The organism is Gordonia sp. YC-XJ4, assembly GCF_059511865.1.
The window spans coordinates 4,457,757-4,476,841 of sequence record NZ_CM183447.1 but is presented as its reverse complement, the minus strand read 5'-3'; the positions used below and the strand labels follow the sequence as shown (position 1 = coordinate 4,476,841).

The following is a 19,085-nucleotide window of genomic DNA, read 5'->3' as shown; positions in this document are numbered from 1 at the left end:
ACACATGCCGATCACCAGTGACCTCTGGGACAGCGACGAACGACGCGCGTTGCGGGAAACCGTGCGCGGCTTCGTGACCCGTCATGTCCTGCCCGCCCAGGACGAGTGGGAGAAGACCGGTGAGATCCCGCGCGAGATCCACCGGGAGGCAGCGAAACTCGGTCTGTTCGGGCTGGGCATACCCGAGGAGGTCGGTGGCAGTGGCGGCGATCTCGTCGACGCCTCGATCCTCGGCGAGGAACTGCATTACGCGGGTGCCGCAGGTGGTGTGTTCGCGTCGCTGTTCACCCACGGCATCGCCCTGCCGCACCTGATCGCCGCCGGAGACCCCGCCCAGATCGACCGATGGGTGCGCCCCACCCTGGCCGGTGAGATGATCGGCAGCCTCGCGATCACCGAACCCGGCGGCGGCAGCGACGTCGGGCATCTGACCACCCGCGCCGAGCGCGACGGCGATCACTATGTGGTCAACGGTGCCAAGACCTACATCACCTCCGCGGTGCGCGCCGACTTCGTGGTCACCGCCGTCCGCACCGGCGGCCCCGGCGCCTCCGGCGTGTCGCTGCTGGTGATCGACAAGGGCACACCGGGATTCACCGTCACCCGCAAACTCGACAAGATGGGCTGGCGCTGCTCGGACACCGCCGAACTGTCCTTCGTCGACGTACGGGTGCCGGTGGAGAACCTGGTCGGGCCGGAGAACTCGGGATTCGCCCAGATCGCCGCGGCCTTCGTCACCGAACGGTCGTCGCTGGCGGTTCAGGCCTACGCCAGTGCGCAACGTTGCCTGGATCTCACCCTGGACTGGGCGCGGCAGCGCGAGACCTTCGGCAAACCGATCATCGCGCGACAGTCGGTGCAGGACACGCTGACCGAGATGGCCCGGCGGATCGACGTGGCCCGCACCTACACCCGGGCCGTCGTCGAACGCAAGATCGCCTCCGGCGACGACCTCATCGCCGAGGTGTGCTTCGCCAAGAACACCGCGGTGGAGACCGGTCAGTGGGTGGCCGACAAGGCGGTTCAGCTCTTCGGCGGACTCGGTTACATGACCGGCACCGAGGTGGAGCGGCAGTACCGCGACATGCGGATCATCGGGATCGGCGGTGGCACCACCGAGATCCTGACCGGCCTCGCGGCCAAACGACTGGGTTATCAGCAGTGAGGGGAAGCATCCGATGACGGCGATCCGTTCCACGCTCGACACGGCGGGCGAGGCATATCAGGCCAATCGGGAGGGTCTGCTCGGCAAACTCGACGACCTGCAGGCCGAACTCGACAAGGCGCTCGCCGGCGGCGGTGAGAAATACGTCGCACGACACCGCAAGCGCGGCAAGATGATCGCCCGCGAACGCATCGAGATGCTCGTCGACGAGGATTCGGCATTCCTCGAACTGTGCCCGCTCGCGGCGTACGGTTCGGACTTCACCGTCGGTGCCTCGGTGGTGACCGGCATCGGGGTCGTCGAGGGTGTCGAATGCATGATCGTGGCCAACGATCCCACCGTCAAGGGCGGTACCTCCAATCCGTGGACACTGCGGAAGATACTGCGCACCAACGATATCGCCCTGGCCAATCGGCTGCCGGTGATCTCCCTGGTGGAGTCCGGCGGTGCCGATCTGCCGACCCAGAAAGAGGTCTTCATCCCGGGCGGGCGGATGTTCCGCGACCTGACCAGGCTCTCGGCGGCCGGAATCCCCACGGTGGCCATCGTCTTCGGCAACTCCACCGCCGGTGGTGCCTACGTGCCGGGGATGAGTGACCACGTGGTGATGATCGAGAACGCGTCGAAGGTGTTCCTCGGCGGCCCGCCGCTGGTGAAGATGGCCACCGGTGAGGACAGCGACGACGAATCCCTCGGCGGCGCACAATTGCACGCACGACAGTCGGGCCTGGCCGACTACTACGCCGCCGACGAGCAGGACGCGCTGCGCATCGGACGACGCATCGTCGCCCGCCTGAACTGGCGCAAATCCGGTCCCTCGCCGGTTGCCGAGATCCGCGAACCACGCTACGACGCCGACGAATTGCTGGGCATCGTGCCGGGCGACCTGAAGATCCCGTTCGATCCGCGCGAGGTGATCGCACGCATCGTCGACGACAGCGACTTCGACGAGTTCAAACCCGAATACGGCAACTCGCTGTGCACCGGGTGGGCGCGCATCCACGGCTACCCGGTCGGCATCCTGGCCAATGCGCAAGGCGTGTTGTTCAGCCAGGAATCGCAGAAGGCGGCCCAGTTCATCCAGCTCGCCAACCGCTCCGACACGCCGCTTCTGTTCCTGCACAACACCACCGGCTACATGGTCGGCAAGGAGTACGAACGCGGCGGCATCATCAAGCACGGTTCGATGATGATCAACGCGGTGTCGAACTCCAAGGTCCCGCACCTGTCGGTACTGATGGGTGCCAGTTACGGTGCCGGGCACTACGGGATGTGCGGACGGGCCTACGATCCGCGGTTCCTGTTCGCCTGGCCCAGTGCGAAATCCGCCGTCATGGGCGCAGCGCAACTGGCGGGGGTCATCTCCATCGTGTCCCGCGCGGCCACGGAGGCGCGCGGCGGTGTGGTCGACGAGGCCGCCGATGCGGCGATGCGGCAGATGATCGAGGCGCAGATCGAGGCGGAGTCGGTGCCGGCGTTCCTGTCCGGAATGCTCTACGACGACGGGGTGATCGACCCGCGTGACACCCGCACGATCCTCGGGCTGAGCCTCTCGGCGATCCACAGTGCACCCGTCGAGGGGACGTCGAACTTCGGCGTCTTCCGGATGTGAGGACTTTCATGACCGTACAGCACGACATGACCGGCACCATCTCGCGCGTGCTCGTCGCCAACCGCGGCGAGATCGCCTGCCGCGTCTTCACCACCTGCCGGGCGATGGGTATCGGTACCGTCGCGGTGTACTCCGACCCCGACGCCGGCTCACCGCACGTCCGTGCCGCCGACGTCGCGGTTCGGTTGCCCGGATCGACCTCGGCCCACACGTATCTGCAGGGCGGGCAGATCATTGCCGCCGCCCGCGCCGCGGGCGCCGACGCGATCCACCCGGGATACGGATTCCTGTCGGAGAACGCCGACTTCGCTCAGGCCGTGCTCGACGCGGGCCTGATCTGGATCGGACCGCCGCCCGCGGCGATCTCGGCGATGGGCTCCAAGGTCAACGCCAAGAAACTGATGGCCGACGCCGGTGTGCCCGTCCTCGGCGACATCGATCCGGCCGCGGTCGCCGAGTCCGACCTGCCGCTGCTGATCAAGGCGTCCGCGGGTGGCGGTGGCCGTGGCATGCGGATCGTCCGCGATCTCGCCGAACTCACCGAGCAGGTGGAGGGCGCCCGACGCGAAGCCCAATCGGCGTTCGGTGATCCGACGGTGTTCTGCGAACCGTATGTCGAACGCGGACACCACATCGAGGTGCAGGTGCTCGCCGACACCCACGGTGCGGTGTGGGCGGTCGGAGAGCGGGAATGCTCGATCCAGCGCCGCCATCAGAAAGTGGTCGAGGAGGCGCCGGCCCCGCTCGTCGAGCGGGTGGGCGAGGCGATGCGTGAGAAGCTCTATGCCGCAGCCCGAACCGCGGTCGAGGCGATCGGTTACACCGGCGCCGGAACCGTCGAGTTCCTCGCCGACGAGTCCGGTCGCTTCTACTTCCTGGAGACCAACACCCGCCTGCAGGTGGAACATCCGGTGACCGAACTGACCACGGGCACCGATCTCGTCGAGTGGCAGCTGCGGATCGCGATGGGCGATCACCTCGACGTCCAGGCGCCACGCGCCACCGGTGCGGCGATCGAGGTGCGTCTCTACGCCGAGGACCCCGCCGCCGGGTGGCAGCCGCAGTCCGGGCGGGTACACGCTTTCGATATCCGTGCCGCAAGCACTTTCGGGCCGTTGCTGCGGCCCGGTGTGCGTGTCGACTCGTCGATCGCCGGCGGCTCGGAGATCTCCACCTTCTACGATCCGATGCTGGCGAAGGTCATCGCGTGGGCGCCCACCCGGGGGCGGGCGGCGGCGATGCTGGCCGGAGCACTGGCCGACGCCACGATCCACGGTCCGATCACCAACCGCGACCTGCTGGTCAACATCCTGCGCGATGCCACCTTCCTGTCCGGGCTCACCGACACCGCCTATCTGGACACCGTCGGTCTCGACACGCTGGCAGCACCGTCGGCCGGCGCCGACGAGGTGGCCATGGCGGGGATCGCGGCCGCACTGGCCGATGCCTCAGCCAACCGCGCTGGCGCCCGGGTGCAGGCGAGTCTGCCCAGTGGGTGGCGCAACATGGCCTCGGGGTATCAGACCAAGACCTACCTGCGCGCCGACGACACCGAGGTCCGGGTCCGATACCGCCACGGCCGCAACGGTATCGAGCTGCCGGATACACCGGAGCTGTCGGTGCTCACGGCCACACCCGAAGCCGTTGTGCTCGCCGACCGCACCGGACTACGACGCGAACTGCGCGTGGCCCGGTACCGCGACGGGGCCGATCGGACCGGAGCGGATCAGGACGAGGTCTTCGTCGACGGACCCGGATGGTCGGTGCATCTGCGCCGCGCGCCGCGCTTCATCGATCCCACGGCGGTGCAACGTCCGGGCTCACTGTTGGCGCCGATGCCGGGTGCGGTGATCAGAGTGGCTGTCGCCGAAGGGGATCGGGTCACCGCCGGACAACCGCTGATCTGGTTGGAGGCGATGAAGATGGAGCACACCATCTCCGCACCCGCCGACGGCGTCGTCACCACGCTGGCCGTCGAACCCGGCCGCCAGCTCGCGGTCGGCGACGTCCTCGCCGTCATCGGCGAGGAGACGGGCCCCGATGACACCGGCCCAGAAGACACCAGCACCGACACCTCCGTCACACCGATCGAATCCACCGAGGGGAACACGCCATGAGTTTCATCGAAAGCCCCGAGCGGGCCGAACTACGCGCAGCGGTCGCCGGTCTGGCCGGCAAGTACGGCCAGGAATACTTCCGGGAATGCGCCCGCGAGGGCCGCAAGACCGACGAGTTGTGGCGTGAGGCGGGCGAACTCGGATTCATCGGGGTGAACCTGCCCGAGGAGTACGGCGGTGGCGGTGCCGGGATGTACGAGCTGTCGATCGTGATGGAGGAGATCGCCGCCGCGGGTACCGGCCTGCTGATGCTGGTCGTGTCACCGGCCATCTGCGGCAACGTCATCGCCCGGTTCGGCACCGACGAGCAGAAGCAGCGGTGGCTGCCGGGTCTGGCGGACGGTTCGATCACCATGGCGTTCGGAATCACCGAACCCGACGCCGGATCCAACTCGCACCACATCACCACCACCGCGCGTCGCGATGGCTCCGACTGGATCCTCAACGGACGCAAGATCTACATCTCCGGCGTCGACCAGGCGCAGGCGGTCCTCATCGTCGGGCGCACCACCGACGCCAAGACCGGCAACCTCAAGCCGTCGCTGTTCATCGTGCCGACCGACACACCCAACTTCGAGTACAAGCAGATCGACATGGAACTGCAGAACCCGGAGAAGCAGTTCCTGCTCTACCTCGACGACGTCCGGTTGCCGTCGGACGCACTCGTCGGCTCCGAGGACGCCGCCCTGAGCCAGTTGTTCGCCGGACTGAACCCGGAACGGATCATGGGCGCGGCATCGGCCATCGGGATGGGACGTTTCGCGCTCGGCAAGGCGGTCGAGTACGTCACCGACCGCACCGTGTGGAAGACCCCCATCGGCGCGCATCAGGCAATCGCACATCCGTTGGCGCAGGGCAAGATCGAGCTGGAGATGGCCAAGCTGATGATGCAGAAGGCCGCCACGCTCTACGACGCGGGCGACGACTGGGGTGCGGCCGAACCGGCGAACATGGCCAAATACGCCGCGGCCGAGGCGTGTGTGAAAATCGTCGATCATGCCGTGCACTCGCTCGGCGGGAACGGCTTGACCACCGAATACGGCCTGGCGCCGATGCTCTCGCTGGCCCGGATCGCCCGGATCGCCCCGGTCAGTCGTGAGATGATCCTGAACTTCGTGTCCCAGACCAGCCTGGGCCTGCCCAAGTCGTACTGACCCGACACACCCGAACCGAACCGACCGACACCGCCGACGAAAGCCCCGACGTGACCGATCAGCAAACCGAAGTCGTGCACCTCGTGATCGAGGACGGCATCGCCACTCTCACCCTGGACTCGCCGGCGAATCGTAACGCCCTGGGCACCGCGCTCGTCGGCGAGCTTCTCGACGGGCTCGCACACGCCGGAGGTGATCCCGATGTGCGTGCGGTGGTGCTCACCCATACCGGCAACACGTTCTGTGCCGGAGCCGATCTCGGTGAGGCGCTGGCGCGCGGTGCGAGTGTGGAGGAGGCATCGGCGGCCGGTACCGAGGCGATGCTCGGGGTGCTCCGCACGATCCTGGAACTGCGCAAGCCGGTCATCGCCCGCATCGACGGGCACGTGCGGGCCGGCGGGCTCGGGCTGATCGGCGCCTGCGACATGGTGTTCGCCGGTCCCGCGTGCAGTTTCGCGCTCACCGAAGCCCGGCTGGGGCTGGCGCCGTCGGTGATCTCGGTGGTGCTGCTGCCGAAGATGACCGCACGTTCCTCGGGCCGCTACTACCTCACCGGGGAGACGTTCGACGCCACCGTCGCCGAACGCATCGGGCTGATCACGCAGGCGCACAACGGTGCCGACGACCTCGACGCCACACTCGGGGAGGTACTGAGGGGCATCCGCAGGGCCTCGCCGCAGGGGCTGGCCGCGTCGAAGGAACTCACCACGGCGCCGATCCTGGCGGTCTTCGACCGCGACGCGCAGCGGCGGGCAGCCGAGTCGGCGGCGTTGTTCGGCAGCGACGAGGCGCGGGAGGGCATGACGGCGTTTCTGTCGAAACGGCGTCCCCCATGGGATCTCACCGACGGCCGGGCGCCGTGACCGCGGGGGCACGGGCGGCCGGTCCGCGCGAACCGCAGCAGGAGCGCTCGAGGCTGACCCGGGAACGGTTGCTCGACGCGACCATCGACGCGTTGGCCCGTGACGGGTGGTCGGCGGCCACGGTGGCGGCCGTCGCCGAGCGCGCCGGGGTGTCCCGAGGCGCGGCGCAACACCACTTCCCGACGCGGGAGGCGTTGATCACCGCCGCACTCGAGCAGATCTTCGAGGACATGACCGAATCGGCGTCTGCGGCCAAAGCCGAACTGCCGGAGGGTAACGCGAGGGTATCCGCCGCGATCGACCGGGCCGTCGAGCTGTACACCGGCACAGTGTTCAAGGCGGCCCTGCAGGTGTGGGCCGCTGCCGCGTCCGATCCGGCACTGCGTCGACTGATCCTGCCGATGGAGGACAAGTTCGCCCACGCGGCGCACCGCATGACCACCTCGATGCTCGATCCCGACGGCACCGATCCGCGGGTGCACCGGATCGCGCAGGTCACCCTCGACCTCGCCCGCGGCCTCGGTCTGGCCGACACCCTCTCCGACGACTCCGCACGACGTGCGCAGGTCGTCGCCGCATGGACCGAGATGGTCTCGGCGGCCCTGCAGACCCCGAACTGAACTGCGCACCCCGAACTGAACTGCGCACCCCGAACTGAATTGCGCCGAGCGGGCGCCCGATTCCGTCGACCGGGTGCTGGAAATCGTCGACCGGGCTCAACCCCGCTCGACGTCGAGCAGGTACTCGCGCACCCGCTCGCGGTGGCGGCGAACCCAGCCGACCGCGAAGCGATGCGCCAGCGTCCACATCAGCGCGGTGATGATCACGGCCATCGTGACACAGACGAGGAAGTCGATGGTGGACAGGTCGCGGTCCCATCCGAGGCGCCGGGACAGACGCCAGATCGTCACCGGCAGCGCGACGATCAACCCGAAGGCGACCGGATAGAGCGTGTAGGGCAGGACCAACAGGACGAGCCACCGCAGGATGACCTGCTTGAACTGTCGGCGGTGTTCCCACCGCCAGCGCAGGGACCGCAGATGGTAGGGGAACATGATGCCCACCAGGCTCGTCATCGCCAGGGCCCCAAGGGGAACGACGGCGACGGCGAGGACCACCTCGGTGGTGAACTGCCAACTGCGATTCCACACGAGCGAGATGATGATCGCGAGCGTCGCGCACGCCGGTCCGACCAGAAGCCACAGCCCCAAGGCCTTGGAGCGCAACAGTTCGGCGAACGCACGCGGGTCGTCGAGACTCGACAACACCCGCTCGCGGTCGGGGGCGAGCACGTTGGTGGCGCACACGTCGGCGTACATCCAGCCGGCGAGTGCGTACGGAAGGCCCTCGGGGCCGGTGAAGGTGAAGAACCAGGTTCGCGGGAGCGCGAACCACAGGACCAACACCATCGCCGAGTTGAAGGCGAGCATCAGCAGCGTGTCGGTCGGATTGGTCCGGATTCTGCCGAGTTCGGTGCGCACCGCGGCGAGCGTTCCCGGACTGATCACGCGATCAGCGTACCCAGGGCTCGGCGATCACCGACATGGAACGACCCGGACGCACCAGCGGGGGCGTGGTGCGTCCGGGTCGGGTCGGTGGACGCCGAATCACTCAGCTGTCGTGGATGATCACTCCGCGAATGTTCTTGCCGTCGCGAAGATCCTGGTAGCCCTCGTTGACCTGATCGAGTGTGTAGGTGGTGGTGATCAGTTCGTCGAGCTTGAGCTGCCCGGCGTCGTAGAGGCGCAGCAGTTTGACGATGTCGTACTGCGGGTTGGCCGAGCCGAACAGCGACCCCTTGATGGTCTTCTGATTCAGCGTGAGGTCGGTGCCGGAGACGTGCACGGTGAGCTTGGTGGGGTCGGCCAGTCCGGTGATGACCACCGTGCCGCCCTTGCCGATGACCGCGGTCGCACTCGAGACGACCTGTTCGTCGACGGTGCCGACGAGGATCAGAGCCTGATCGGCGCCTTGGCCCCAGGTCAGCTCATTGACCTTGGCCGCGGCCTCCTCGGCGTCGGCGAAGGCATGCGTCGCCCCGAACTTGATGGCCGTATCCCGCTTCAGCGCAACCGGATCGACGACGACGACATACTTGGCGCCGGCCGAGACCGCACCCTGCACGGCGTTGATGCCCAGGCCGCCGATGCCGTAGATGACGACGGTGTCGCCGGCGCGCACCCCGCCCGCGTAGACCGAGGTGCCCCAGCCCGATGGGACGCCGCAGCCGACGAGGACCGCCTTCTCCAACGGCAGCCAGTCGTCGACCTTGACCACCGAGTGCTGGCTGATGGTGGCCCGCTCGGAGAAGGTGCCAAGCATGCACATCGCACCGAAATCGTCCTTGCCGGAATGGAATCGGAACGATCCGTCGGGCATGGAGCCCTCCAGGATGGTGGCGCCCATGTCGCAGAGGTTCTGCCGGCCGGTCGAACAGTAGCGGCAGGTGCCGCAGTTGGGGATGAAGCTGCAGACCACGTGGTCGCCGACCTTGACCTTGGTGACGCCGGGCCCGACCGCCTCGATGATGCCCGAACCCTCGTGACCGCCCACGATGGGATAGCGCGGCGGCAGGTCACCGTCGGTGAGGTGCAGGTCGGAATGGCACAGTCCCGCAGCGGTGTACTTGATGAGTACCTCACCCTCGCGGGGCTCCTCGAGGTCGAGTTCGACGAGTTCGAACGGTTTGCCCGGGCCGGTGAGGACGGCGGCCTTGGTGGTGATGGTCATCGACTACTCCTATGTGAGTGATGAGAATTGATCATGGAGAAAAGTGTTGGGAGAGAGCGGAACTGTCACAGCGTGGAACTCTCACAGGGCGACGTTGACGGCCTTGGTCTGGGTGTACAGATCGATCGCCGAGCCGCCGAGCTCGCGGCCCCATCCGGACTGCTTGTAACCGCCGAAGGGCATCGCGGTGTCGAAGCCGTTGTACTGGTTCACCCACACCGAGCCGGCCTTGATCGCCCGGGCGGTCTTGTGGGCCTTGGACAGGTCCTGGGTCCAGATTCCGGCGGCCAGGCCGTAGATGGAATCGTTTGCCGCCGCGGCGACACCGGTGTCGGCGTCGAAGGGCAGGGCGGCGACGACGGGACCGAAGATCTCCTCGCGCACGATCGAGAAGTCCGGTTCGACGTCGACGAAGACGGTCGGCTCGATGAAGAACCCCTCATTGCCCCAACGCTTTCCGCCGGTCAATGCGCGAGCTCCGTCGGCGAGGCCGGCCGCGAGATACCCCGAGACGCGATCGAACTGCTCCTGGCTGACCAGCGGTCCGAGCTCGGTGGTGGGGTCCAGACCCGGCCCGATCTTGGCCTGCGATGCGGCCTCGGCGACGGCGGCGGTGAAGTCGTCGAAGATGGGGCGCTCGACGAACAGGCGGGTACCGGCGACGCAGCACTGGCCGTGATTGAACATCCACGCGGCCACCGACCCGGCGACGGCCTTCTCGAAGTCGGCGTCGGCGAACACGATGTTGGGGCTCTTGCCGCCGAGTTCCAACGAGACCTTCTTCAGGTTGCCCTTGGCGGCGTCGACGATCTTCTTGCCGACCTCGGTCGAACCGGTGAAGGCGATCTTGTCGACGTCGTCGTGTGCCGAGAGTGCAGCGCCCGCATCGCCGAAACCGGTGACGATGTTGACCACACCGGGCGGGAAGCCCGCCTCCTGGAAGACCTCACCGAGCAGCAGGGCGGTGAGCGGGGTCTGCTCGGCCGGCTTGAGGATCACGGTGTTGCCGGCGGCGAGTGCGGGTGCCAGTTTGAACGCCGCCATGAGCAGCGGGAAATTCCACGGCACGATGAGTCCGCAGACACCGACCGGCTCGCGCAGGGTGTACGCGTGGAACTCGCCGCCCGGGACGAACGGCATCGACACGTTCACGGTCGAGCCGGTGATCTTGGTGGCCAGACCCGCGTTGTAGCGGAAGATGTCGGCCGACCAGTTGGTGTCGACGGCGGTCGCGATGGTCGCGGCCTTGCCGTTGTCGAGGGCCTCGAGCTGGCCGAACTCCTCGGCGCGTTCGGTGAGGATGTCACCGACCCGCCACAGCAGACGTTCCCGCTCGTTGGGCTTCATCCGGACCCACGCGCCCTCGTCGAACGCGGCACGGGCCGCGCGCACCGCACGGTCGATGTCGGCGGCACCGCCGTGGGCGACGCTGGTGATGGGGCGGGCGGTGGCGGGATCGATGGTCTCGAACGTCCGCCCGGACTCCGCCGACACCCACTCACCCCCGATCAGCATCTTCTTCTCCGACGAGATGAAATCCCGTACCCGGGGGAGGAGTTCGGTTGCGACGGCGGTCATGTGGGCTCCTGCTCGACTCAGTGATGAAGGAATTGGGGGATGAAGGAATGGGGGATGAAGGAATGGCGGATGAGGGACACGGGGCGAACATGGCGGTGTCGTCAATGACGGATCAGTTGTGACGGGGGTCATATTCGGTCCTGCTTCTATTTCTGCCACCGCATGGGTCGGTCGAGATGTACAGAAACTGAACACCGTGCTGTACAGGTGCCGACCTCGGCGCCGGAGAGCCGCTGACCTAGCGTGATGAGGTCACACTCACCTCAACCCGGGAGGTCGGCGATGCTGCCGAGGATCACCGGTGCCCTCGGTCGGGCCGCGCACGGGCTCGGGCCGGCGACCGGCGCCGGTTCGCCGCGTGAGGCCCTGCGCGCCGGGCTCGGATCGTGTCTCGGTCTCGGGGTGCTCGGCGTCGTGATGCTGTCCTCCGGGGTGGATCTGCACCTCGGGATGTATCTCATCGCGCCGTTCGGTGCGACGACGGTGCTCGTGTTCGCCGCGCCCAACAGCCCACTCGCCCAGCCGTGGGCAGTCGTCGTCGGCAGCGTCGTCTCGGCGGTGGTCGGCGTCGGGATCACGCTCGTCGTCGACGAGCCCACGGTGCGGGTGGCGTTGGCGGTCGGGGCGGCCGTCGCGGCGATGATCCTGTGTCGGGCAGTGCATCCGCCTGCGGGTGCGGTGGCGATGAGTGCGGCTCTGGCACCCGACACCGTGCGTGAGCTCGGATTCCGTTTCGCCCTGGCGCCGGTCGCCGTCGGCGCCGTGCTGCTGGTGGTGACCGCCGTGGCATTCGGTCGGCTCACCGGGCGTCGCTACCCGTTCCGGCAGTTCGATCCGGTTGCCGACCCCGCCGAACGGGTGGGACTCCGTGAGGACGAACTCGCCGACATCCTGGCGCGCTATCAGCAGTCACTGAACCTCGGGGTCGCCGATCTCGCGCGACTGGTCGGAGCCGCCGAACTGCAGGCGGCCGGGCACGTCACCGGCCCGGTGGAGGTGGCGTCGGTGATGTCCCGGGATCTCGTGACGGTCGCTCCCCGGACCGGTCGGGCGGAACTCGCGCATCTCTTCGGTGAGCACGGATTCACCTCGCTGCCGGTCGTCGGTGCCGACGGTGCGTACGTGGGAGTGGTGTTCCAGATCGATCTCATCGAGTCCGGACTGTCCCCGACAGTTCCGGAGGTGCGCGGCACCCCGGAGGTGTTCGCCGCTCCGGAGGTGTGTGCCACCGACATCATGACCACGGATCTGCCGGTGGTACATCGGGATACGCCGATCGCCGCGTTGCTACCCCAGCTCGCCGAACGTGGCTGTGACGCGGTGCCGGTGCTCGACGGGCCGGCCATCGTCGGCATCGTGACCCAGACCGATCTCATCACGGTCCTCGCTCGTCACGCCCTGCGCAACGGCGGGAACGCGGTCACCGGGTAGGCCGACGTTCCCGGAGTATGCGGTGCTCTGGCTCAGATCCCGAGCGCTCGCATCCGCGCGTACAGCGTGGTCCGGGAGATCCCGAGTTCCCGGGCGGCCTGAACCTTGTTGTGCGAGCAGTGTTCCAGCGCGTCGATGATCGCCTGTCGCTCGGCCTGTTCGCGGCCGGCGAGGTGCGCGGCGCGGCTCGTGGTGCGGTACCGCTCGGGGAGGTCGGCGACCTCGACCGTGCGCGCCGACCGGGACCGGCAGGTGGCCACCGCCTCGTCGAGCACCGCCACCAACTCGGTGAGATTGCCCAGCCACTCCTGACTGAGAAGGCAGTCGGTGGCCCCGCTCGACAGTGCGGTGTCCGGCGCGAGGTCGGCGACGATGCCGCTGGCGATCGCGGCGAGCTCGGTGCTGCGTTGGCGCAGCGGCGGCAGGTCCACCCGTCGCGGGCAATGCCCGATGAGAGCCGCCGCCCCGGCGCCGAGTTGCGCCGGCGGACCGGTCACCACGATCACCGGCGCGGCCGATGTGGCCCGGCCCGCGGCATGGCGGAGCAGCGTCAGCGACCGGTCGTCGAGGAGTTCGGCGCCGTCGACGACCAGCGCCACCGACTCCGCGCGACTCCGCGCGAGCACCGCCGCGATGTCCGGCGCGGCGCCGTCGATGAGGGCGTCGGCGACGTCGACGACGATCGGGGGTCGGTGATCACCGCCGAGGTCGGCGGCCAGCGAGCGGGCCGTCGTGCTGCGTCCGGTACCCGGCTCACCGGTGATCGCGATGCCCGCGGCCACCGATGCCGGGCGTGCGGGTGTGGGGGGCGAGGTGGCTCCGACGGTCAGCGGCCGCAGATGGAACAGTGCCGCACCATGGGTCCCCGCCACCGGCTCGACGAGGATCTCCACGGCGGTCCCGCCGGCCAGGGTCAGCGACAGGGTGGTCGGGTGCAGCGCCGGGTCGGCCACCACGGCCCGCAGCGCGCCGAAGTCGGATGCGCAGAGTAGTTCGGCGGCAAGGGTATTGGTGAGCTGGATGTCGTCACCGATGGCGGCGACCGCGACATCGCGGCGCGGGGCGGCGCGCTGGAACGCGTCGAGCACCCGTCGTTGATGTGAGCGGGAGCGATCGAGGAGCCGATCGGCGATGTCGGCGACGATCCCGTTGACGAACGGCACCGCCAACGGGTTGGTGTTGTCGGCGACCTCGGTCATGCACAGACTGCCCACGAGGCGTCGGGTGGCCGGGTGGATGATCGGCTGACCGAAGCAGCTGAGTCGCTTGAACTTCTCGAGGTAGTGCTCGGAGCCGTTGACCATCACGCCGCGACGGATCTCGGCGGGCGTGCCGAGCGCGGTGGTGCCGACCGCGGCTTCGCCGAAGGGCACCCCGCTGGCCGCGCCGGCGCCGTCGAGTGCGCGCTCGATGGTGGTGCCGCCGGTGACGCGGGAGACCATGCGGCATTCGTGGTCGACGAGCAGTAGCGACATCTCGCTGCCGACGATCCGCGAGGCGGCGTCGTCGAGGACGGGCCGGGCGGCGTCGAGGAGCGGGTCGGCTGACGAGATGTCGACCGGCGCGGGCAGTACGTCGCTGTCGGGGCGGATTCCGGACATCGCTGATCGCCGCCAGGACGCTGCGATGACCTGTCGGCCGGGAGTCCGATGGCGGGGATCGGGGTGCGCTGCCGCTGTTGTGTCGATGGTCACAACGATGGCACATGTCGGGGTGCACGCGAAAGGCGCCGGTCCGCCCTCGGGAGGTCCGGTGCTGGTGGGGTGTCCGTCACCCGGTGGATTCGGCCGTTCGCCACGGCAGCCGCGTCCCGAGCCAGGACACCGCGAACGCGAGCCCGGCCATCCCGATGACGATGACGATCATCGACATCGTCATCGACAGGTAGCCCTGTGCGCGCGGGTCGATGAACGGATACGGATACCAGTCGACGACCGTGCCCCGGGTGAGCGTGTACACGCCGTAGACCAGGGGGATCGCCAACCAACTCCACCAACTCCACGCGGGCAGGCGGCGCGGTCGCACCACGATCCAGTCGACGAGCAGGACCAGCGGCAGCACACGGTGCAGCACCGAGTTGATCCACTCGATGTTCAGGTTCACGTCGATACCCGAGAGCAGCAGTGCGTAGACGATCCCGGTGATCGCCATGCATGTGGTCGCTGCTCCCCTGATCCATTGCCACACAACGGATTCCGGTGCGAATACGGCGCCGATCGTCAGCACGCAGACGGCGGCGATGTTCGACAGCACGGTGAAGTAGCTCAGGTAGTTGCCGAGGGTGAAACCGGCGACGTCGGCCTGCCGGATGGGCAACAGGATCAACGCCGCCGCACCCAGGGCCGCAAAGCCCAACCGCACGAGTCGAATCCACCAGAGGCGTTCGTCGATCCGGGACAGGACGGGGAATTCCGACATGACGCAATCCTGTCATGGTCGTCGTTCCTGTCATGCTCCTCGACGCGAGGTGGTTGGCGAGCCGACGATCGCGGCCAGGATCGACGCGACGACGCCGACCGCGGCGCTCGCGGCCACCATCCACAGGCCCGGACCGACGGTGGCCGCGTCGAGCCACTGCCGAAACGGGGTGAGTGAGGGATCGGTCGAGGCGACCGCGCGCCACGGGTCGCGGATGGCGCGTGCGGCGAAGAATGCACCGGCCCCGCCTGCGGCGACGCCGACCAGCGCCGGGAGCGAAGCGAGCGGGCTGAATCGATGCAGCGCCGGGAGCGAAGCGAGCGGGCTGAATCGTTGCATCGCGCCCATGAACACCAGGTGGCGTATGCAGAGCGCAGCCGCGGCGAGTACGAGTACCGCCCCGCAGATGACCGTCGGCATGCCCGCTGCGGTGTAGTGCGCGACGGAGAGCGGATCGAAGTCGCCCGCGGCACCACCGTGGCTGACGGTGCCGAGTCCACTGATGGTGTAACTCCGTTGCCGGCCGGTGGTGTCGGTGAACGAGATCGTCGCCCAGCCGAGCAGACTTCCGGCGATCATCGCGGCGCCGGCAAGGGCGAGGATCGCGGCGCAGAGCGTGGCGGTGGTTCCGCGGGTGCGTCGTGCGGGAGCCGGCGGCGGGATCGGAGTCGGCGGAGGTGGTGCCTGTGGGATCGGAGCGGGCGGTCGGGCCCGGGTGACGGTGCGCTCGTCGGTGGCGGGCCGGGTGCGCGGGGGTGGGGTCCCGGGTGGCGGGGTTCGATGTGGTGGGGTTCGCGGTGGTGGGGTTCGCGGCGGTCGAGTGCGCCACTGGGTGTGGGGCACTCGGGGCAGCGCCGTCGTCGTCGGGTCCGGAGTCGCGATGGTGCTCGTTGTGGCAGTGCTCGTTGTGGCAGTACTTCTTGCGGCGGTGCTCGACGCGACGAGCGCGGCGGCGAACGATCGGCAGTCGCGGTGGCGATCCTCGGGGTGTTTGGCCAGGGCGGTGGCGAAGGCCGCATCGAGCCCTGCGAGGTCGGGATGGGCGAGGCCGAGAGCGGGGGCGGGTCGGGCGAGATGGTCGCGGATCAGAGCGGCGGGCTCGGCCGCGTGGAACGGTGTGGTGCCGGTGAGGAGCTGATAGGCCGTGCACGCCAGGGAGTACTGATCCGAGAGTGCGGTCGCCGCGCCGCCCTCGATGATCTCGGGCGCGCAGTAGGCCAGGGTGCCGATGATGGCGTTGGTTGCGGTCAGTGGTGTGGCGTCGCCGCCGGCGAGCTTGGCGATCCCGAAGTCCAGGACGATCACCCGGTCGATCTCCTGGGTCGATGCCGCGCGGGTGACGACGATGTTCGCGGGCTTGATGTCGCGGTGCACCACTCCTTGGTGGTGGGCGTGGTCGAGGGCGTCGGCGACGCGGCCCACGATGTGCACGACCTCGTCGGGTGTGAGGTCCGCGGCGCTCAGGTCGGCGCCGTCGATGTAACTCATCGTGAACCACGGTGTCTCGTCGACGATCCCGAAGTCGTGCACCGTGATGATGCCCGGATGGTCCAGGGCCGCGGCGGTGCGGGCCTCATGGAGGAAGCGACGCGCGAACTCGTCGTTACCCGCCCCGAGACGCGAGATGACCTTCAACGCCTGCCGCCGCAGCAGGTGTGGATGCTCCACCAGGTAGACCTCGCCCATGCCGCCGGCGCCGAGCGGGGCGAGCACGGTGTATCCGGCGAAGGTCGAGCCGACTCGTAATGTCATGGTCTCGTGCCCTTGCTCGGATGGCGGGTCGGTGATCGACCGGGTCTGTGATCGACGATGTCACACCCGACCTGTGGTGGTCACGTGCTCGGTCCTCCATTCGGCGGATCGGATCTGCGGGGTGGGATGCCGCGAGCGCGACGTGCACCGGCGATACCGTGGTCGCATGCGTGTGGCGACCTGGAACGTGAACTCGGTGAAACAGCGGATTCCCCGGCTGTTGCCCTGGCTGGATGAGCGGCGCCCCGATGTGGTGTGCCTGCAGGAGACCAAACTCTCCGACGACGTCTTCGACACCGTCCTCGGGCCCGAATTCACCGACCGCGGTTACGAGTTCGTGCACGTCGGGCAGGGGCAGTGGAACGGGGTCGCGATCCTGTCCCGGGTCGGTCTGTCCGAGGTGCGCCGCGGATTCGCCGGTGCGCCAGGCTATCCCGACCCCGAGTCGGCGCCCGAGGCGCGTGCGGTGTCGGCGATCTGCGGGGGAGTGCGCGTGTACTCCCTCTATGTACCCAACGGCCGCGAGCCCGACTCCGATCACTACCGCTACAAGCTCGCGTGGCTCGACCGGCTCCGGGAAGTGGTCGCGCCCGAGGCGGCCACGACGATGCTGTGCGGCGACATCAACATCGCGCCCGCCGACGCCGATGTGTTCGACCCCAAGGCCTATGAGGGCCACACCCACGTCACCGAACCCGAGCGCGCGGCGCTCGCAGGTCTGGAGGATCTCGGCCTGACCGACGTGGTGCGCACCCGGTGGCCGTCCGAACGCGTCTTCAGTTATTGGGACTACCGTGCCGGAATGTTCCACAAGGATCTCGGCATGCGGATCGACCTGATCCTCGCCGGCGCCGACACCGCACCCCGGGTGGCCGCGACGTGGGTGGACCGCGCCGCGCGCAAGGGGTCCAAGCCGAGCGATCACGCACCGGTCATCGTCGACCTCGACGACGCCCCCGACGGCGACATCGGACCGATGGTTCCGCCGCCGTCCAATCCGGCGCGCCGCGGATCGTCGAAGGTGTCGTTGCCGCAGGCCAAGGACGTCGGCCCGGGCCGGGCCTCCTCGTGAACGACGCCGGGACGGGCGCCGCCGCCAACGATGCCCGTCGGCACCCACAGTGGTACGGCGTCCTCACCGCGCGCCGCGGCGGACCGCTGCCGCCCGCTCGGGCGGCCTCACGGCTCTCGGCGTACGTTTACGGCAACCTGCTGGTGTTGGCGGCGATCGTCCTCGCCTCGGCCGGCGACATCTACGAGGGACATGCGGTGCTGATCGTGCTCGGCACCGGGCTGACCACCTACATCGCGCACATCTTCGCGGATCTGCTCGCGTGGGCCAACATCCCGGAGGCGCACGAGAGCACGAGCGGTAATCGCGCCGCCGACGGGGTGGATGAGGGCGCCGAGGTGAACGACGGCGAAGTCGAACGCCCCGACCTGCGCCGCGAAATCCTCGACGAGCTGCGCGACGCCGTGCCCATCATGTCGTCGGCGATCTGGCCCGCCATCATCTTGGCCCTCGGGTACCACGACCTCATCCCGACGCAGGTCGCCCAGCTGGTGTCCGGCTGCGTCATCGTGATCCGGATCGCCTCGGTCCCGATCGTCACCGAGCGTGTCCGCGGCAATCGACTCGACATGCGCATGCTGATCGCCGGACTGATCGCCGCCGGGCTCGCCGCGGTCATCGTGATGCTCAAGACCTTTCTGGGCCATTGAGCACCTCCGGTGCTGGGCCATTGAGCACCTCCGGTGCTGGCCATCGAGCACCTCCGGTGCTGGCCATCGAGCACCTCCGGTGTGCGTGTCCGATTTCCTGGTGCGGGAATGTTCAGGCAGGTCAGGTGGTTCACCAACCACGTCCGGTCATCTGCCGATCACCCCGGGTTGCGGTCGCGTTGGCCGTCTGGATCCGATTTTTGACCTGTGTGAACCCCATCGGTAGAGTGGACCGTCGGTGCCTGGCAACAGCCGGGCCAGTCCGCGTGCCCTGCCCACGCCGCCCGAGGTTTACGCCGACGGCGACGGAGGTAGACAGCTCGCATGGGAACTCCCGCCCGTGCGAGGGGTGGCCGGACTGACAAGCGATTCCGCTGTCGGGTGTTTGACACGCCCGACCTCGGGGTAGCAATAACTGTACTGACCAGGGTCTACGCCCTGGTGGGGCGAGTTGTGGAGGTCGCCGGAAGTCCGGTCCCGACCGATTCCGACGACCTGCCCGGAGCACAAACCACGACGACAACACCATCGAGCGCTCCACCT

The 19,085-nt window shown here is 68.3% G+C and carries 15 protein-coding genes; 9 read left to right on the top strand and 6 right to left on the bottom strand.

The genetic code is table 11. The features are described 5' to 3' along the window. Window positions 1-4 precede the first annotated feature (4 nt). Genes AC5ZH6_RS19845 through AC5ZH6_RS19820 form a run of 6 tightly spaced genes read left to right on the top strand, consistent with a single transcriptional unit; the run spans window position 5 to window position 7,531 of the window. Window positions 5-1,165: an acyl-CoA dehydrogenase family protein gene (locus AC5ZH6_RS19845; protein ID WP_006367829.1), complete on the top strand. Its 1,161-nt coding sequence runs from the start codon at window positions 5-7 to the stop codon at window positions 1,163-1,165. Between the two features lie 13 nt (window positions 1,166-1,178). After that, the gene (locus AC5ZH6_RS19840; protein ID WP_006367830.1) at window positions 1,179-2,777 is read left to right on the top strand and encodes an acyl-CoA carboxylase subunit beta; all 1,599 of its coding nucleotides are present in this window, start codon (window positions 1,179-1,181) and stop codon (window positions 2,775-2,777) included. An 8-nt stretch (window positions 2,778-2,785) separates the two neighbouring features. Continuing rightward, on the top strand, window positions 2,786-4,894 hold the full coding sequence (locus tag AC5ZH6_RS19835; protein WP_006367831.1) for an acetyl/propionyl/methylcrotonyl-CoA carboxylase subunit alpha: 2,109 nt from the start codon (window positions 2,786-2,788) through the stop codon (window positions 4,892-4,894). Then, entirely contained in the window at window positions 4,891-6,048 is a 1,158-nt protein-coding gene (locus AC5ZH6_RS19830) for an acyl-CoA dehydrogenase family protein (protein WP_006367832.1), read from the top strand. Before AC5ZH6_RS19835 ends, AC5ZH6_RS19830 begins: the two co-directional genes overlap by 4 nt. Window positions 6,049-6,098: 50 nt before the next feature. Then, window positions 6,099-6,911, top strand: a complete 813-nt coding sequence (locus tag AC5ZH6_RS19825) for an enoyl-CoA hydratase family protein (RefSeq protein ID WP_006367833.1) — start codon at window positions 6,099-6,101, stop codon at window positions 6,909-6,911. After that, on the top strand, window positions 6,908-7,531 hold the full coding sequence (locus tag AC5ZH6_RS19820; RefSeq protein WP_006367834.1) for a TetR/AcrR family transcriptional regulator: 624 nt from the start codon (window positions 6,908-6,910) through the stop codon (window positions 7,529-7,531). Before AC5ZH6_RS19825 ends, AC5ZH6_RS19820 begins: the two co-directional genes overlap by 4 nt. 96 nt (window positions 7,532-7,627) lie before the next feature. On the opposite strand, the gene AC5ZH6_RS19815 is transcribed toward AC5ZH6_RS19820, so the two are convergent. The 3 genes from AC5ZH6_RS19815 to AC5ZH6_RS19805 all read right to left on the bottom strand — a co-directional run bounded on the left by AC5ZH6_RS19815 (window position 7,628) and on the right by AC5ZH6_RS19805 (window position 11,219). After that, on the bottom strand, window positions 7,628-8,419 hold the full coding sequence (locus AC5ZH6_RS19815; protein ID WP_006367835.1) for a hypothetical protein: 792 nt from the start codon (window positions 8,417-8,419) through the stop codon (window positions 7,628-7,630). Window positions 8,420-8,522: 103 nt separating this feature from the next. Beyond that, window positions 8,523-9,641: an NDMA-dependent alcohol dehydrogenase gene (locus AC5ZH6_RS19810; RefSeq protein WP_006367836.1), complete on the bottom strand. Its 1,119-nt coding sequence runs from the start codon at window positions 9,639-9,641 to the stop codon at window positions 8,523-8,525. An 81-nt stretch (window positions 9,642-9,722) separates the two neighbouring features. Further along, window positions 9,723-11,219, bottom strand: a complete 1,497-nt coding sequence (locus AC5ZH6_RS19805) for an aldehyde dehydrogenase family protein (protein WP_006367837.1) — start codon at window positions 11,217-11,219, stop codon at window positions 9,723-9,725. A gap of 282 nt (window positions 11,220-11,501) precedes the next feature. Between AC5ZH6_RS19805 and AC5ZH6_RS19800 the strand changes: the two genes are divergently transcribed. Then, window positions 11,502-12,650 carry an HPP family protein gene (locus AC5ZH6_RS19800; RefSeq protein WP_496167717.1) on the top strand — a complete coding sequence of 383 codons (1,149 nt, stop codon included), beginning with the start codon at window positions 11,502-11,504 and terminating at the stop codon, window positions 12,648-12,650. Between the two features lie 32 nt (window positions 12,651-12,682). Here AC5ZH6_RS19800 and AC5ZH6_RS19795 read toward each other — a convergent pair whose 3' ends face one another. From AC5ZH6_RS19795 to AC5ZH6_RS19785, 3 genes are all read right to left on the bottom strand, one after another. After that, window positions 12,683-14,344, bottom strand: coding sequence for a sigma-54-dependent Fis family transcriptional regulator (locus AC5ZH6_RS19795; RefSeq protein ID WP_014361048.1), 1,662 nt, complete (start codon window positions 14,342-14,344; stop codon window positions 12,683-12,685). A 76-nt stretch (window positions 14,345-14,420) separates the two neighbouring features. Then, entirely contained in the window at window positions 14,421-15,068 is a 648-nt protein-coding gene (locus AC5ZH6_RS19790; protein WP_006367840.1) for a Pr6Pr family membrane protein, read from the bottom strand. 30 nt (window positions 15,069-15,098) lie between these two features. Further along, complete coding sequence (locus AC5ZH6_RS19785) at window positions 15,099-16,820, bottom strand: serine/threonine-protein kinase (protein WP_006367841.1); 1,722 nt, start codon at window positions 16,818-16,820, stop codon at window positions 15,099-15,101. A 166-nt stretch (window positions 16,821-16,986) separates the two neighbouring features. Between AC5ZH6_RS19785 and AC5ZH6_RS19780 the strand changes: the two genes are divergently transcribed. Beyond that, window positions 16,987-17,892 (top strand): exodeoxyribonuclease III, encoded by a 906-nt coding sequence (locus AC5ZH6_RS19780; protein WP_006367842.1) that lies wholly within the window; start codon window positions 16,987-16,989, stop codon window positions 17,890-17,892. Beyond that, the gene (locus AC5ZH6_RS19775; RefSeq protein WP_006367843.1) at window positions 17,889-18,542 is read left to right on the top strand and encodes a hypothetical protein; all 654 of its coding nucleotides are present in this window, start codon (window positions 17,889-17,891) and stop codon (window positions 18,540-18,542) included. Before AC5ZH6_RS19780 ends, AC5ZH6_RS19775 begins: the two co-directional genes overlap by 4 nt. The last annotated feature ends 543 nt before the right edge of the window (window positions 18,543-19,085 follow it).